The sequence below is a fragment of the Sphingobacterium cavernae genome (genome assembly GCF_008520265.1).
Classification (GTDB): Bacteria; Bacteroidota; Bacteroidia; order Sphingobacteriales; family Sphingobacteriaceae; genus Sphingobacterium; species Sphingobacterium cavernae.
In genome coordinates, this window is record NZ_VIQM01000029.1 from 1 (window position 1) to 16212 (window position 16212).

Here is a 16212-nt window from a genome sequence, read left to right on the forward strand (position 1 = left end):
AAACATTCTGAAAGAAGGATTAAAAATAATATCGTCAGGAACTGGCGATTACACGGGCGGAGACTCAAATAAGACTTTGGCAACAAAGCACAAGTCTGTGAAGCCCGAAGCCCATTTGTCTTTAGCAGATGGGTAGTTCACTCCCAAGAATCAACGTTTACTATGATGTTTTCTTCATTAATTAAATTTGTTTTATAGGTAATTTGTTGTATTACCTCATCTAATTCATTTACTGCATCCATAATTAATTCCATAATTTCCTCTATAGTTAGTCCCCCTCCTCCTAGTTCTTTGGAGAGATATACTAGACCCATTATTCTGGTAAGGGGGCTACGTATTATATGTGACTGTGTCCAAGCAATTTCTCGAAGGGCTTCATTTTGCTTCTTAATTCGCTCCATATTTCCGCGCGATACGGATACATCTAAAGCTGCTCCTACCAATCTTACCGCATTTCCATCTTGATCTCTTAATATATTGCATCTGTCTACCACATATGATACTGACCCATCAGTTAATATAATTTTATATTCTTCACGCCATGTTTCTTGAGTTTTATTTTTAAGAGCGGATTCAAGAGATGCCCAGACTCTTAATCGGTCACTAGGATCTATGGCGGTGAACCATGAATTTTCTATCGAGAATGTTTCGCTTAAATTATAATCAAATGTTTGATTATGATTCTTTCTTCTTATGAGCTGATTAGTCGTTAAATCAACGTTCCAAATCAATTCATTACTTGCTTTCATTGCTAGTATAAACACTTCATTACTTAAATGCAGTTGCTTTTCATATTCTTTTCTCTCAGTGATGTCTTGTATTGTTCCTTCGATTCTGACAGGAGTACCTTTTTCATCAGTTATTAGTTGTACTTCTTGACGAACCCATTTACTTTTGCCTGACGATGTAATTATTTCGTGTTCAAAACTTTGTACTTTTGTGTCAGTAAGGTGTATTGCGGGGTCATCTGAAATTAAATACCTGTCGGCAGGCTTGAATGTTTGTAATAAGTTCTCTTTAGTGGGTGTGAATGTCTCGGGTTGATATTCATAAATGGCATATGTTTCCTCGCTCCATACCGAAACGTCCGAATTAATTTCTCGGTACCAGTAACCTAGTTTAGCAATTTTTTGTGCTGTTTTTAATTGCTCGTAAGCTGTTTTTAATTTTTTTTCTGCAAGGGTTTGTTCTGTAATATCTTTACCAACAGCAATTATAGTCTTAGATTCAGTTAATGCTGTGGCAGAACATAACAACCATTTAACTTCACCATTAGAGGCGATAAGTCTTCCCTTAAAAGGTTCTGATGATTGTCCTTGTATTAAAGAATTAATACTTTGGGCAACTTTATCTTTATCATCTGGGTGTATAAAATTAGAAATGGGTGTAGTATATAAATGTTTCTTAGAAAAACCAATTAGAGAAATAAACGCTTTATTACATTTTTTTATATAGCCATCGAAACCGACAACACATCTAGGGTCTGGGGAAATATTAAAAAAGTTTCGGTATTCCTCTTCTGTTAATTTTTGTTTTATTACTATGCCTAATTTCTGGATTACACTACTTAAAATACAAATTTGTTCCGTAAGTTTTTCAGAAGAATCTTTTGAAAAGCATATGATGCAGCCAAGAAATTGATCGGCATAGATAATAGGAAATCCTATGCCGGATGAAAGTTTTGTTATTTTTGCAGCTTTTGTTCGAAGAAATTTTTTATGTTTAGGAAGATTTTCCCATACAACTTTATTTTTCTCCTTCCATACTCTTCCTGGTAACCCTTCATTAAATCTAAAGTTGGTAGTATGTAAAGACTGAAAATGAAAGGCCTCTTTGTCACTTTTTTGATAAGCTTTTGTAATAAGATTCAATTGGCTATTATCAGGGGCTATCAGCCATATTTCACTCATACATATTTTTGAAACTTTAACTAACTTTTTTAATGCTTCATGAAGGCAGGTTACTAAAGAATTTGGTTTAGCTATTGCTAAACTAATTTCTGTAACCAGATTGTTAATTATTGTCTGTTTTATTTCGTCAGTAACATCATGTGTGTTCGCAACAATTCCTTCAATTAAGGGTGTGTTTAGGTGATTGGAAAGCTCAGTACGTACCCATCTAAGGTTTCCCTGGGCATCAGGAAAACGATATGGTTCAATAGAGATATATTTTTTATTTTGAATTTTGGATAGTAAGTGTTTCACTCTAGGCAAATCTTCTTCATAAACAAAATCGAAAGCACTTTTCCCTATAAATTCTGTTGCATCGATTCCTAATACTGTTTTTGATGAAGGAGCAACATATTTATAATTTCCATTTTTATCCAAAATAGCCACAAGATCATTTCCATTTTCAATTAAAGATTTGTATTTACCTTCGCTAAATGATAATTCTTGATATGCTTTATGGGATTTAAGTACTTGTGCAAGATTTGAAGTCAGTGCATACAATAATTGAAATTCATCTTCTGAAAATCGTTTATATTTTTTACAATCATCAAAGCCTATAAACCCATAAAATTCCTCATCGACAAATATGGGGAGTGTAAGGGCCGATTTTATGTTTTGTGCCTCTAATACACTTTTTGACCATGAGGGGGGTAACTCATTGACTATAGCCTCAAAGTGTTTTTTTTCTTTTAAAGAGTTTATGATAAGAGGGTAATCAGATAGTTTTGCATCTTGTAACAATGGATTGTCAATTTCTGGTTCAATATTAGTCCTATTCCATTCAAGTTTTTGGGAGGTAGTTTCATTTTTTAAGTTATTTTCGAAGAAGTAAATACGATCCACTTCTATTATTTCACCAATAATTTCGAAGCAGCGATATAGCGACTGCATCCAGTCAGTTGACTTTAACCAAATTTGACTTATATTTCCTATGGCTTTTAAATAATCTTTTTGGGCTAAAATTTTCTGCTGTTTTTCATATCTTGTCGTAAGATCAGTTATAGTAATTATTTCAGCGTCAATTCCTCGGTAAGGAATGCTATTACATTTAATTTGAACATATAAAGTGTTGCCATTCGCATTTTTATGTCTATAAACAACTTCATTTTTAATTCCTTTGTTATAGTCAAAATTACTGCATATTATTTCGGTCTCTGTATCACCTACAGTCTGCCAAATATCGTTCAATTTCATGTTTAAAAATTCATCTTCACTATAGCCATAGAGTTGTATAGCTTCCTTATTTATAGCAAGAAATTGTAGTGATTCTTTTTGATAAACCACTACTGGGACAGGTATAAAACTCAAGAAATCAAAGTTGTTATTAGACAGTTGGAAAGAGCTGTTAGTCATACTTTTTAAGTGTTATGTAGCTTGATTGTCAATTGTTTAATTGCGCTTTTGATTGGTGCATATGAATCTTTTCATGGATTTATATTTAAATTTTTAATAATCTGCTTGGTGAGGGGCTTAACTAAATATGACTCAACTAGACTAAACTCCTTTGCTTTTATTTTATCTTGAACATCTATAGAGGAACTCAGTAAAAAAATTTTTAAGTTGTAGCCTTTCTCATTCTTTGTGAGGGCATTTAAAAATTCCCAACCATCCATTATTGGCATATTTATGTCGAGAAAGACCGTAAAAGAAAATGCTGGATTGTTATAAATGTGAGCAAGCGCAGATTTTCCATTCTCAAAATTTAAGATGGAAGCTTCAGGATATTCGGAAGAAATAATTTGTTGATGGATAAAATTCATTATTTGATTATCATCAATTAATAGTACCTGATGCATTGGCAATATTTATTATGTATTAAAATTTGATTTATTGCAGGATTATAGCCTACTATTATACCCTGGTTCTAAAATCTTTTAACGATTTTATCGGAATTTACGGAGAATTTGAGACATTTCAAATCATAGTTATTTCTTGTATGGGATTAAATACTCAAAAAATTTATGGGCCATTTATATAAAAAATGTTCATAAAAACATTTTTTGGAACAATTATGGTAGAAATAAATACTAAATGTTGACGCAAAAGTGTAGTTTTATACCTGTGTTGCTTTGGTTTAATTTGTGAGTTTTGTGATTAACATTTAATCCATTTCTAAATTTTTATTTGTCTATAGCAGTCTTACAAAGACTAATTAAACTGAATTTTAAAATGAACATGTTTACTTAAATATGTGAAATCCATGGAAGTAAAGAAAGAAATATCTATATTCTGGTTTCGAAGAGATTTACGTCTTGAGGATAATGTTGGGTTATATTATGCTCTTAACAGCAAATATCCCGTTCTGCCAATATTTATTTTTGATACAGATATTTTAAAAAAGTTAGATGACAAAAATGATAGGAGAATTGATTATATACATCAATCACTTGATGCTATTAACTTAAAATTAAGGGAGTTTAAAACTACTTTAAATACTTATATTGGCTCACCGTTGCACCTATTTAAGGAATTAAATGAAAAGTATAGCATTAAATCAGTTTTTATTAACAGGGATTATGAGCCTTTAGCTATACAGCGTGATGTTCAAATTTATTTATACTTTAAAGCACAAAACATTGAGTTTACAGCTTGTAAAGATCAAGTCATATTTGACAAAAAAGATATTTTAAAATCTGATCAATCTCCTTATACTATTTATACCCCCTATTCTAAGAAATGGAAGGAAACCCTAAAATCAGAGCATTATAGAGTATATAAGCCAAATTATTCTAATTTTCTAAAGCTAGATAATAAAGCTATTCCGTCTTTAAATGAAATTGGATTTACTAAAACTGATATTATTTTTCAAAAGCCTTATCTTGATCAAAAAATTATAGAGAACTACGATAAATATCGAGACTTTCCTTACATGCAGCATACTACACAGCTCGGTATTGCCTTGCGTTTTGGAACTATCAGCATCCGTGAGTGCGTTGGTTATGCATTAAGTCATAATCATATTTGGTTAAATGAATTAATTTGGAGAGAGTTTTTTATGATGATTATATATCATTTTCCAAAGGTCGTAAAAGAATGTTTTAAACATAATTACGATTATATTCAATGGAGGAATAATGAAGAGGAATTTGAGCGTTGGTGCATGGGCGAAACGGGATATCCAATTGTAGATGCGGGTATGAAACAGCTAAATGCTACTGGCTATATGCATAATAGGATTAGGATGATTACAGCTAGTTTTCTTTGTAAACATCTTTTAATAGACTGGCGTTGGGGTGAGGCATATTTTGCTAAAAAACTTAATGACTATGACCTTTCTGCAAATAATGGTAATTGGCAATGGGTTGCTGGTTCAGGCTGTGACGCTGCCCCCTATTTTAGAGTATTCAACCCTAAACTTCAAATGGAAAAATTTGATAAGAATTTACAATATGTAAAACAATGGGTTCCGAAATTTGGAACCAATGAATATCCAAAAGAAATTATTGCCCATAGCGAGGCTCGGGAGCGGATGTTAATCTGCTATAAACGGGCTTTAGAACTTAATTTTATCAAATAGAAACTTTTAATTGAAGTATACTAATTTTGGTTGGTTAGTAGTGTAATATTTTAAAAAATACAACTCTTCTCGCGGGCTAATCAGGGGTTAAATTTTTAAACTCTCAGAATTTGTAAGGATAGAGATATATGAGTCAACCTTATTCACGGTTGGGATAAACCAGGGATGAAAATACCAAAATGTATGCGGAGACTGTTCAAAATGTAACTCCTCCACATGGATGTTCCATTCTTTATATTTGGTTTTTACTTCATTTTTACCTGCACTAAACCTCTTATAACTACTCGTAATGAATAGCATAGGTGAAGAGTTTTTGGACAAATGTGTTAATGCTGATGCTTCTTTCCAGTTGTCTGATGCTTTTTTGATATCACCCCCAAGCCACTCTGATGCCAAAGACCCCTCTTTTGCATCAGGATGCGTGAAAGATAATAAACCATCAATGTTTACTACAGCTTTTACAGATGGATCATGTACTCTTTTTATTTTTTCTTTCTCAATTAATTTGTTAAGTGCGCCAACAAGAGCAGCTAACTGACCACCGGAAGAAGTGCCTAGACAAATGATATTATTGGGATCTATGTTTAATTTTTGAGCATTTTGCTTCATCCAACAAATTGCATCTTGAATATCCTCTACAGCAGCTGGATATTTAGCTTCTAATGATAACCTATACTCTACTGCAACGCACGTATAACCTTTTTCTGCAAGGGCTAAGGAAAGTTGATGCATATGCGTTTTGTCTCCAGATCGCCATCCACCGCCATGTATTAAAACTATTCCAACATTTTTATGGAGAATTCTAGGCTCAAAAATATCCACTTTCAAATCTCTGTGCTCTACATTTTTGTAGGTAATATTTGTCGAAATCTTCACATTATCGCTCTTGACTTGGGCTATCTGAATGTTTGGGAATTTTTTCTTTTCTTTCTGAAAAGTGGACAGGACACTGAAAGAAGTATCTTTTGGGAAGTAGACCATTTGTCCCAATAAATTTTGAGGATAATTTATTTGTACAAAAAGAACAATTAGTAATGATAGAAAACGCATAATAGATTATTTCTCTAGCGGGTTCCAACCTTTAAAAATTTTGTCCAAACTGTATCTAGCAGCTTCGGTATCGGATAATTGACGCGACCAGGCTACGCGTTGAGATATATCGCTTGCGCCCGCTCCTGAATTTTTATATTCTGCATAATAGGCGGTTTTTTGTTTATCCGGAAAGTTTTTGTCTCCTGCCCAAGGATCCCAGCCTTGGGGCGTAATATGACTTCCAAGTTCGCAGTACAAGAAAATAGTTTTGGCAAATGGGCGCCAAGGTCTACCGAGGTAAACTTTATTTACATTCGCATCTGCTGCAACAAGTTTACACTTATAGAACACAAATCCATACGCTTCATGCTCAGTTGTCGAAGCTGCGGTGATATATGAATTGGATAAACTTTCGATAATGCAATCCTGGAAAAATGCAGTTGTAGCTCCAAAGATAAAATCTGTGGTACCTTTGATATGTGTGTTGTGTACAAAGACACGTACACCAGCTTTGGATAAATAAAATGAATCTTGATTACCAAATATGTTGCAATTCAATACTTTTATGCGATCGCCTTCGGTATGCAAAGCAACGGCTTGACCAACTCTTCCGGCTGTATTTTCTATAGTAAGATTTTCTACTACACAATCATCTCCAGCAACTCTAAGCGTATAAGTCGTGTAAGTCGTATGCGCTCCTCGGCCGTCTATGTCCTTCGTAGGAAGTTTCTTTCCCGAATAATCATCATGGCTAATGATGGTATTTTCTTTATTGAACCCACGTAGAATGATATTTCTTTTGTTATTTGGAATAGTAACTTTTTCAAAGTAAGTGCCAGGATGAATCTGAATGACAACAGGGAACTCTGCAAAATCGCGTACATGATCTATAGCATCTTGGATCGTTGTAAAGTCTTCTGTTCCGTCAGTGCTTACACCTATTTCAAACTTATTGTCTAATGTCTGTGCACGTAATGCAATGGTAGTGCCAAGCGCTAAAATGAATAATAGGGTAAGATTTTTTATGATTTGCATAGAATTGTTTGTCATTGGTTATGACAAGATTACTAAATATCTGATAGCGTATCAATACAATTTTATGCAATCGTTATCGATAACGATTTCGCATTTATTTCATTGAATACTAGCTTATTGATGTTAAATTAGTTTTTAAAATTTACTGTTAATGAAAAGCATTATTTACGTTAGTGTTAATCTCGTTTTTTTATTTGTATTTATTGGATTTACTGAAAAACGTGTAATAACCGTGTGGATGATAGGAGACTCGACTATGGCAATTAAGTCACAGAACAAGTATCCTGAAACAGGATGGGGAATGCCTTTTGCTTCTTATTTTAAGGAAGAAGTTATAGTAAAAAATCATGCTAAAAACGGCCGAAGTACTAAATCATTCAAAAATGAAGGTTTATGGAAAGAAGTGTATGAGAATGTAAAAGCTGGTGATTATGTGTTTATCCAATTTGGTCATAATGATGAAAAAGTTGATAAGCCTAATGTAGGTGTGACACCAGAACAATTTGAAGCGAATCTTCGAGAATATGTTGAATTAGTCAAAGCAAAAAATGCTTTTCCCATATTACTTACTCCAATTGCTAGACGCAAATTTGATGATGGCAAATTACAAGATACACACGGCGAGTATGGAAATATTGCCTGTGTGCTGGGACAAAAAATGAAGGTTCCTTGCATTGATATGCGCAAGGTGAGCAATGAATTGCTTTCTGAACTCGGGGAGGAGTCTTCAAAAAAATTGTTTCTTCATTTGGAAAAAGGGCATGTGAATTATCCAAAAGGCGTGACGGATAACACGCACCTCAATGAAGTTGGGGCAAAGCGAATTGCGGAGCTAGTAGCAAGGGAATTAAAAACACAAAAAATAGCGTTAAGTAGCTATTTGAAATAGTAGCAGATTGACAACGTTTGCATAGAATGTTCTTTTAATTAAGGTTTTAAGAACGTAAAATTGTTGTTCGCGATAACCAATACTAAAATTTATGATGATACTTAAGAATTTATTAAAAGGATCCGGCGCTATATTGAGCACGACAATTTGTTTATTAGCTGGTTTTTCGGCAAAAGCCCAAATCCATGAACCCCAACAGCCAATAATTAAGACAACATCTTTTCGTGCTGACACGGTAAATATTTCCAGTTTTGGTGCTAAAGGCGATGGACAGTTTTTGAATTCTCAGGCTATCAATAAAGCTATTACGGCCATAAGTCAGCGTGGTGGAGGTGTGGTATTAGTGCCTGCAGGGCTATGGCTTACTGGTCCTATTGAAATGAAAAGCAATGTAAACTTGCATGTTTCCAGAGAAGCAATTCTTTTGTTTTCAGATAAATTCGACGATTACAAATTAGTCGAATCTAATTGGGAGGGACAACCCGCGTGGCGTAATCAAAATCCTATTTCGGGTAAAAATCTAGAAAATATTGCCATTACAGGAAAAGGTATTATCGATGGAAACGGTGGCGTATGGCGTATGGTGAAGCGAAATAAAATGACGGATTCTCAGTGGAAGAAATTACTTGCTTCAGGGGGTGTCGTAGATGAGAAAGCTAAGATATGGTATCCTTCTGAAGGCTCATTAAAAGGTGCCTTGGAAAATAGAAGTGGAACAATTAAACCTGGGGTTACCAAAGAAGATTTTTTAGATGTAAAAGACTTTTTAAGACCAAATTTATTAGTTTTCACGCAGTGTAAGCGAGTATTAATCGAAGGTGTGACTATTCAAAACTCCGCTGCTTGGAACTTACATCCTCTGATGTGTGAGGATGTAATATTGCGTGAGGTATTGGTTCGGAATCCATGGTATGCTCAGAATGGGGATGGTGTGGATATAGAGTCGTGCAAAAATGTTTTGGTAGAAGATTGTACTTTCGACGTAGGTGATGATGGGATCTGTATCAAGTCTGGAAGAGACAAAGCAGGGCGTGATCGCGCAATGCCTACAGAGAATGTGGTTATCCGTCGTTCCGTGGTCTATCATGCGCATGGCGGCTTTGTGATTGGTAGCGAAATGAGCGGTGGAGCCCGCAACATTTGGGTAGAGGATTGTTCTTTTATTGGTACGGACATTGGTCTTCGTTTCAAAACCAAAAGGGGCCGTGGAGGTGTAGTTGAAAATATTTTCATCAAGAATATCAATATGGTTGGTATCCCAGGGGAAGCCATTTTATTTGATATGTACTATGAGGCTGTGGATCCAATACCACTTCTGGGTGATGAGAAAGAACCTATAAAAGTGGTGAAACTTCCCGTGACTGAAGAGACACCTCAATTTAAAAATTTCACAATTAAAAATGTACATGTAAACGGAGCAGATAAAGGAATTTTCTTCCGCGGACTACCAGAAATGCACGTAAAAAATGTCTTATTAGAAAACATAAATATCCAAGCTAACAAAGGAATTGAGATTATAGCATCGACCAATATTTCTTTAAAGAACGTGCGTGTAAATGCTAAAAGTACTAATCCTCTGGTTCATGTAGTGGATAGTGAGGGTATAACATTTGATAAGTTGACACCCATGAATGCCGTTGAATTGCTGATGCGTGTATCGGGGAGTGAATCCAAAAATATCCGTGCAACAGGAACGAATTTTAAAGAAGTAAAAACAAAAAGTGCATTTGATCGTGGTGCGATCTCCAAAGCACTTTCTATGTAATCTGATATGAAAAAACTAATAGTAGCTGTTGGACTTTTATTTGTTGGTTTCCTTGGGTTCGCCCAAAAACCATATTACGAACGCATGGCTAATACGGCTATGGATAAGGTTGTGATAGAATCTAAGTTTACAACGAACAAAGGTCTGAAATGGACCTATGATTGGGGTGTTCCTTTAGAAGGTGTAATTGAGGTTTGGCGTACTACAGCGAATAGCACTTACTTTTCATTTGTAAAAGAATGGATGGATAAGTATGTAGATAATGAAGGGAATATCCTGAATTATTCTGCTGAAGAGTATAATATTGATCACATCAAAAACGGTAAAATATTACTCACACTATTCAAGGCTACAGGAGATAAAAAATATTTAAATGCTTGTAATCGTCTTTTTGCACAGATGCAATCTCATCCACGTACGAATGAAGGTGGCTTTTGGCATAAAAAGGTATATCCAAATCAAATGTGGCTAGACGGTTTATATATGGCGCAACCGTTTTTAACCGAATACGCAGACTTGATGGATAAGCCAGATTTGTTTGATGATATCGTCAATCAATTTGTGTGGATGGAAAAGAATGCAAAAGACCAGAAAACAGGGCTTTTGTACCATGGCTGGGATGAATCGCGCAAAGAACGTTGGTCTAATCCGAAAACAGGTGTATCACCGCATTTTTGGGGTAGAGGTATGGGCTGGTTTGCTTTTGCTTTAGTGGATGTATTAGACTATTTTCCGGTATCACATTCTGGACATCCAAAGCTTGTAGCGATTCTTCAAAGAACAATTGAAGCTGTAGCAAAATATCAAGATCCAAAAACAGGTGTTTGGTATGATATAGTCGACCTAGCTCACAGAGAAGGAAACTACCACGAAGGTTCTGCCTCAAGTATGTTTACGTATGCCATGACAAAAGGCTTGCGTAAAGGTTATTTAGATAAAAAATACTTAAAGAATATTGAAAAAGCACATGCAGGTTTGTTAAAAGAATTTGTTGAGGAAGTATCATCAACGCATATTAGTTTAAACAAAGTCGTTGCAGTTTCAGGATTAGGGGGAAGCAAAAACTACAGAGATGGTAGTTTTGAATATTACATGAGTGAGCCGGTCATTAGCAACGATCCCAAAGGTGTAGGGCCGTTTATGCTGGCAGATATTGAATACGAAAAGTTAAAAAAGCGTACAGCAATAGGTAAATCTCCACGCATAACATTAGACAATTTTTATAATAATGAATACAAAGAATTCGTTCCAGGGTTAAAGCAGCCTTACCATTATTTATGGGATGGACAGGACTTCAACGGGTTTTATATTTTAGGTAATGTGTTTGAAACCTACGGTGCTACACTGTGTACTTTGAGAGAAGCGCCGAGTACAGCAAACCTTAAAAATTCAGACGTATACATTATAGTAGATCCAGACAATGAAAAGGATGCTCCGAGTCCGAATTACATGAATACTCAGCAAGCAAATCAAGTTGCTGAATGGGTAAAAAAAGGAGGAGTTCTTGTTTTATTGTTGAATGATCAAGGAAACTGTGATTTGGATAAGATCAATCTTCTGAGTACGAAATTCGGGATTAAGTTTAATGTGGATAGTCGAAACAAAGTACAAGGTCGCAATTTTGAACAGGGTGCAGTGATGCTAAGTCCTAATGAAATTTTTAAAACTACATCTAAGCTTTATTTGAAAGAAATTTCTACAATACAAGCTTCAAAACCAGCGAAAGCGCTTGTAACTGATGGTAGCGACACCCTTATGGCAATAGCTAAATACGGTAAAGGAACTGTATTTGCTGTTGGAGATCCTTGGCTTTACAATGAATATGTTGACGGTAGAAAGCTGCCAAATGATTTTCAAAACTTTTCAGCGGCACACGAATTGGTGCGATGGCTGATTAAACAAACAAGATAATGCGGATAAAGTTTTTATATAGTCTATCGGCCTGCCTGCTAATATGTTGTTCTTGCATGGGGCAAAATACAGCGTCAAATGAGAATAGCATTTGGGATAATATGTTGGTTTATCAATTGCCAAATGGGGGATGGTCCAAGCATTATACAGATGGTACGGCAGTTGACTATAAGAAGAAACTGTCAAGCGATTTGCTAAAGATTGTTCCAAAACAGGGGCGATTAGCAACTATAGATAATAAAGCAACAACGCGAGAAATTGAAGCACTGGCGGAAGGATTTCAAAAGACCTCCAAAAAGCAATATAAAGAAGCGGTAATACGGGGTATTAATTATTTATTATCAGCGCAATACGACAATGGAGGATTTCCGCAATATTTCCCAGACACAGAGGGGTATAGAAGTCAAATCACATTCAATGATAATGCAATGATTAACGTGCTTGAGCTTTTACGCAATGTAGCGAAGGGAGAAGAAGCCTATGATTTTGTTCCTGATGAGCTTAGTAAAAATGCCCAACGTGCCGTACAAAAAGGTGTCGAATGTATTCTAAAGGCGCAAATACTTGTGGAGAATGAGTTAACGGTTTGGGCAGCCCAATATGATGAACATTTGCAGCCTGCACAAGCACGCAAGTTTGAACCTATTTCTTTGGCCGCAAGCGAGTCTGTAGGTATTGTTCGATTTTTGATGAAGGAAGAGCCGACTGAAGAAATTGTTAAAGCTATTGAAGGCGCAATCAAATGGTTCAATAGCGTAAAAATTCAAGGCTTTCGATTCGAAACCTCTACTGACGCCAAAGGAAAAATAGTGAGGAGACTAGTGCCTGACGATGAGGCTATTGTTTGGAGTCGTTTTTATGAAATTGGTACTAACAAGCCCGTATTTGGAGACCGCGATGATTCCATACATTATAATTTTGATGAAATATCCGAAGAACGAAAAAACGGATATTCTTGGTATGGGGAATGGCCAGTCAATTTGTTGAAAAACAATTACCCTAAATGGTTAAAGTCAATTAATTCTAAAAAATAAGAAATATAACTAAATGAAAATCTTGTCTACTGATATACTTCAAGACATATCTACTGAAAATTTAGAACTGCCAACGTCTGTTTCATTTGAATACCCTGAAAAGGTTTTACAATTTGGGACGGGTGTATTGTTGCGCGGACTACCTGATTATTATATCGATAAAGCAAACAAACAGCAAGTTTTTAAAGGACGTATCGCTGTTGTTAAATCCACACCGAATGGATCTATTGATGATTTTGTAAATCAAAATGGCTTATTCACACTTTGTAACAAAGGTATACAAGAAGGTCATGTTGTTGAAGAATACGCTGTCAACAATGCAATTTCTCGAGTTATAGAAGCTTCTTCTGATTGGGCTGAGATTTTGAAAATTGCCGCAAGTCCTGCGCTGGAAATAATTATTAGTAATACGACAGAAGTAGGGATTGTGCTAAGTGAGGATAAGGTTTCTGATAATCCTCCATCTTCATTTCCGGGAAAATTATTGAGTATTCTTTACCATCGTTACGAAGTTTTTGATGGGGACGCATCTAAAGGCTTAGTGATTTTACCTACAGAACTGATTACGGATAATGGCAAAAAATTGAAGGAAATTATATTGACTTTAGCTGAACAAAATCAACTTAGCGAAGCTTTTAAAAATTGGTTGTTAGAAGCAAATGATTTCTGTAATACATTGGTAGATCGTATAGTGCCGGGAAAATTACCTTCAAAAGATCAAGAAGTTGTAGAACAGAATTTGGGGTATAAAGATGATTTGATGATTATGGCTGAGCCATTCAGCTTGTGGGCGATAGAATCGAGCTCTGATCGTGTCATCGAAAAACTTTCATTTGCACAGGTAGACTCTAGTGTGCGTATCGTACCTTCTATTAACAAATACAAGGAGATAAAATTGCGTTTATTGAATGCCACGCATACTTTCAGTTGTGCTGCGGCGCTATTAGCAGGTTTTCAAACTGTAAAAGAAGCGATGCAAGACGATGTATTTAAGAATTATGTGAAGAACCTCATGGAAGTAGAAATCGGGCCTTCTATTACAAGTAAAGAGATTCCAGCGCAGGAAGTGAATGAGTTTTCTAATAGTGTGATAGATAGATTTAGCAATCCATTTTTGGATCACCAGTGGACTGCTATTGCTATGAATTACAGTTCCAAAATCGCCATGCGATGCATTCCACTTTTAGCTAAATGGTATGCAAAGCACGATACTACACCGCATTATATGGCTTTTGGTATTGCGTCATTCCTAAAAATGCACGCTGAAAGTGAGGGTAAATCAACGGATGAACTGATTCAAGATAAGGAATTATGGGGTCAGGATTTGACTGCGTATCCTGATTTTGTAAATCAAATAAACAAGAGTTTAGAAAAAATAGCTAACCAAGGTGTCTTAAAAGCTATAGCGCAAATCGTATAAATGAAAGCAAAAGTATTACGTATACATCCTCAGGATAATGTGCTTGTCGCACTGAAGGATTTGAGTGAAGGTGAGCAAGTGGTATATGACGGAATATCATATGTTTTGAAAGAAGATATCCCCGCAAAGCATAAATTTTTTATGCAAGATATGCAACAAGGAGAAGAGGTGCTGATGTACGGTGTGTTGGTGGGTAAAGTGCAATTTCCTGTACAGCAGGGGGTGCGAATGTCAACAGATAATACAAAGCACGCTGTAGAGCCATATGAATTTAGGCCATATGCCCAAGGTGAATGGACCAAGCCAGATGTATCTAAGTTTGCAAATCGTACTTTCAAAGGCTATTTGCGTGAAGATGGACGTGTGGGAACTGCGAATTATTGGCTATTTATCCCTACGGTATTTTGCGAAAATCGAAATCTCGATGTCATAAAAGAGGCTTTATATGATGTATTGGGTTATTCAGTTACGGATAAATATAAATCATATGCTTCTGAATTGCTAAATGCGTATAAAGAAGGAAAAGATCTTAATAGCTCAGCTTTTGAATCATTGAATAGGAACACTTATCCTAGAAATCGTGTTTTCAAAAATGTTGATGGTATAAAATTTTTGAATCATCAAGGTGGTTGCGGAGGCATTAGACAAGATGCTGCGGTTCTTGGAAAGCTTTTGGCAGCGTATGCAAATCATCCAAATGTTGCTGGTATTACGATTCTAAGCTTAGGATGTCAGAACCTACAATTGCAGGAATTATTGGATGAAATTAAATTAAGAAACCCTAATTTTAATAAACCGCTATATACTTTTGAGCAGCAGAAGTCTGTGAGTGAGGAGGATATGGTGAAGCAGGCGATAAAGAAAACTTTTGAGGGATTAACCAAAATTAATCAATTTGAACGTCAAGATGTCCCTTTAAGTAAGTTAACCTTAGGAGTGAAATGTGGCGGTAGTGATGGGTTTAGCGGAATTTCAGCAAACCCTGCAGTAGGCTATGCGTCAGACTTATTGGTTGCTTTAGGTGGAAAAGTATTACTCGCCGAGTTTCCTGAGCTATGTGGAGCCGAACAAAATTTAATAGATCGTACAATTGATCCCTCTGCTTCGCAGAAGTTTATTAAGCTTATGCAAGCATATAGCGATTCCGCAGAGCGGGTAGGTTCAGGTTTTCATATGAATCCTTCACCAGGAAATATACGTGATGGACTTATAACGGATGCGATTAAGAGCAATGGTGCTGCCAAGAAAGGCGGTACATCACCTGTGGTAGATGTATTGGATTATACAGAAGAAGCCACTAAAGATGGTCTTAATCTGGTATGTACTCCTGGAAATGATGTAGAAGCGACTACAGGTAAAGCAGCTTCTGGAGCTACGTTAATTCTGTTTACAACGGGTCTTGGTACACCTACTGGTAATCCAATTTGTCCAGTTATTAAAGTCGCAACGAACAACGAACTTACTCGAAGAATGTCCGATATCATTGATATTAATACAGGACCAGTAATTGAAGGAGAGAAAACTATTGAAGAAATGGGGGAGGAAATTTTGGAATACTGTATTAGAGCAGCAAGTGGAGATGTTACTCCAAAATCTGTATTATTAAATCAAGATGATTTTATCCCCTGGAAAAGAGGGGTTAGCTTATAATTATAAACTG

General features: G+C 35.7%; 11 protein-coding genes. 7 read left to right on the plus strand and 4 right to left on the minus strand.

The annotated features are described in order from the left end of the window. Window positions 1-137: 137 nt before the first annotated feature. Window positions 138-3302 carry a PAS domain S-box protein gene (locus FLS47_RS05770; RefSeq protein WP_149913433.1) on the minus strand — a complete coding sequence of 1055 codons (3165 nt, stop codon included), beginning with the start codon at window positions 3300-3302 and terminating at the stop codon, window positions 138-140. Window positions 3303-3373: 71 nt separating this feature from the next. Then, window positions 3374-3745 (minus strand): response regulator, encoded by a 372-nt coding sequence (locus tag FLS47_RS05775; protein ID WP_149913434.1) that lies wholly within the window; start codon window positions 3743-3745, stop codon window positions 3374-3376. A 404-nt stretch (window positions 3746-4149) separates the two neighbouring features. Here FLS47_RS05775 and FLS47_RS05780 point away from each other — a divergent pair, with 404 nt between their 5' ends. Then, complete coding sequence (locus FLS47_RS05780) at window positions 4150-5466, plus strand: cryptochrome/photolyase family protein (protein ID WP_149913435.1); 1317 nt, start codon at window positions 4150-4152, stop codon at window positions 5464-5466. An 87-nt stretch (window positions 5467-5553) separates the two neighbouring features. Here FLS47_RS05780 and FLS47_RS05785 read toward each other — a convergent pair whose 3' ends face one another. Further along, window positions 5554-6516: an alpha/beta hydrolase gene (locus tag FLS47_RS05785; RefSeq protein WP_149913436.1), complete on the minus strand. Its 963-nt coding sequence runs from the start codon at window positions 6514-6516 to the stop codon at window positions 5554-5556. Between the two features lie 6 nt (window positions 6517-6522). Then, window positions 6523-7533 (minus strand): pectinesterase family protein, encoded by a 1011-nt coding sequence (locus FLS47_RS05790; RefSeq protein ID WP_149913437.1) that lies wholly within the window; start codon window positions 7531-7533, stop codon window positions 6523-6525. Between the two features lie 151 nt (window positions 7534-7684). On the opposite strand from FLS47_RS05790, the gene FLS47_RS05795 reads away from it, so the two are divergent. The 6 genes from FLS47_RS05795 to FLS47_RS05820 all read left to right on the plus strand — a co-directional run bounded on the left by FLS47_RS05795 (window position 7685) and on the right by FLS47_RS05820 (window position 16202). After that, the gene (locus tag FLS47_RS05795; RefSeq protein ID WP_149913438.1) at window positions 7685-8422 is read left to right on the plus strand and encodes a rhamnogalacturonan acetylesterase; all 738 of its coding nucleotides are present in this window, start codon (window positions 7685-7687) and stop codon (window positions 8420-8422) included. 91 nt (window positions 8423-8513) lie between these two features. Further along, entirely contained in the window at window positions 8514-10187 is a 1674-nt protein-coding gene (locus FLS47_RS05800; RefSeq protein WP_149913439.1) for a glycoside hydrolase family 28 protein, read from the plus strand. Between the two features lie 6 nt (window positions 10188-10193). Further along, complete coding sequence (locus FLS47_RS05805; RefSeq protein ID WP_149913440.1) at window positions 10194-12098, plus strand: glycoside hydrolase family 88/105 protein; 1905 nt, start codon at window positions 10194-10196, stop codon at window positions 12096-12098. Window positions 12099-12154: 56 nt separating this feature from the next. Then, window positions 12155-13132 carry a pectate lyase gene (gene pelA / locus FLS47_RS05810; protein WP_188347369.1) on the plus strand — a complete coding sequence of 326 codons (978 nt, stop codon included), beginning with the start codon at window positions 12155-12157 and terminating at the stop codon, window positions 13130-13132. A 13-nt stretch (window positions 13133-13145) separates the two neighbouring features. Beyond that, complete coding sequence (locus tag FLS47_RS05815) at window positions 13146-14552, plus strand: tagaturonate reductase (protein WP_149913442.1); 1407 nt, start codon at window positions 13146-13148, stop codon at window positions 14550-14552. After that, entirely contained in the window at window positions 14553-16202 is a 1650-nt protein-coding gene (locus FLS47_RS05820) for a UxaA family hydrolase (RefSeq protein WP_149913443.1), read from the plus strand. It abuts the gene before it with no gap. Window positions 16203-16212: the final 10 nt, after the last annotated feature.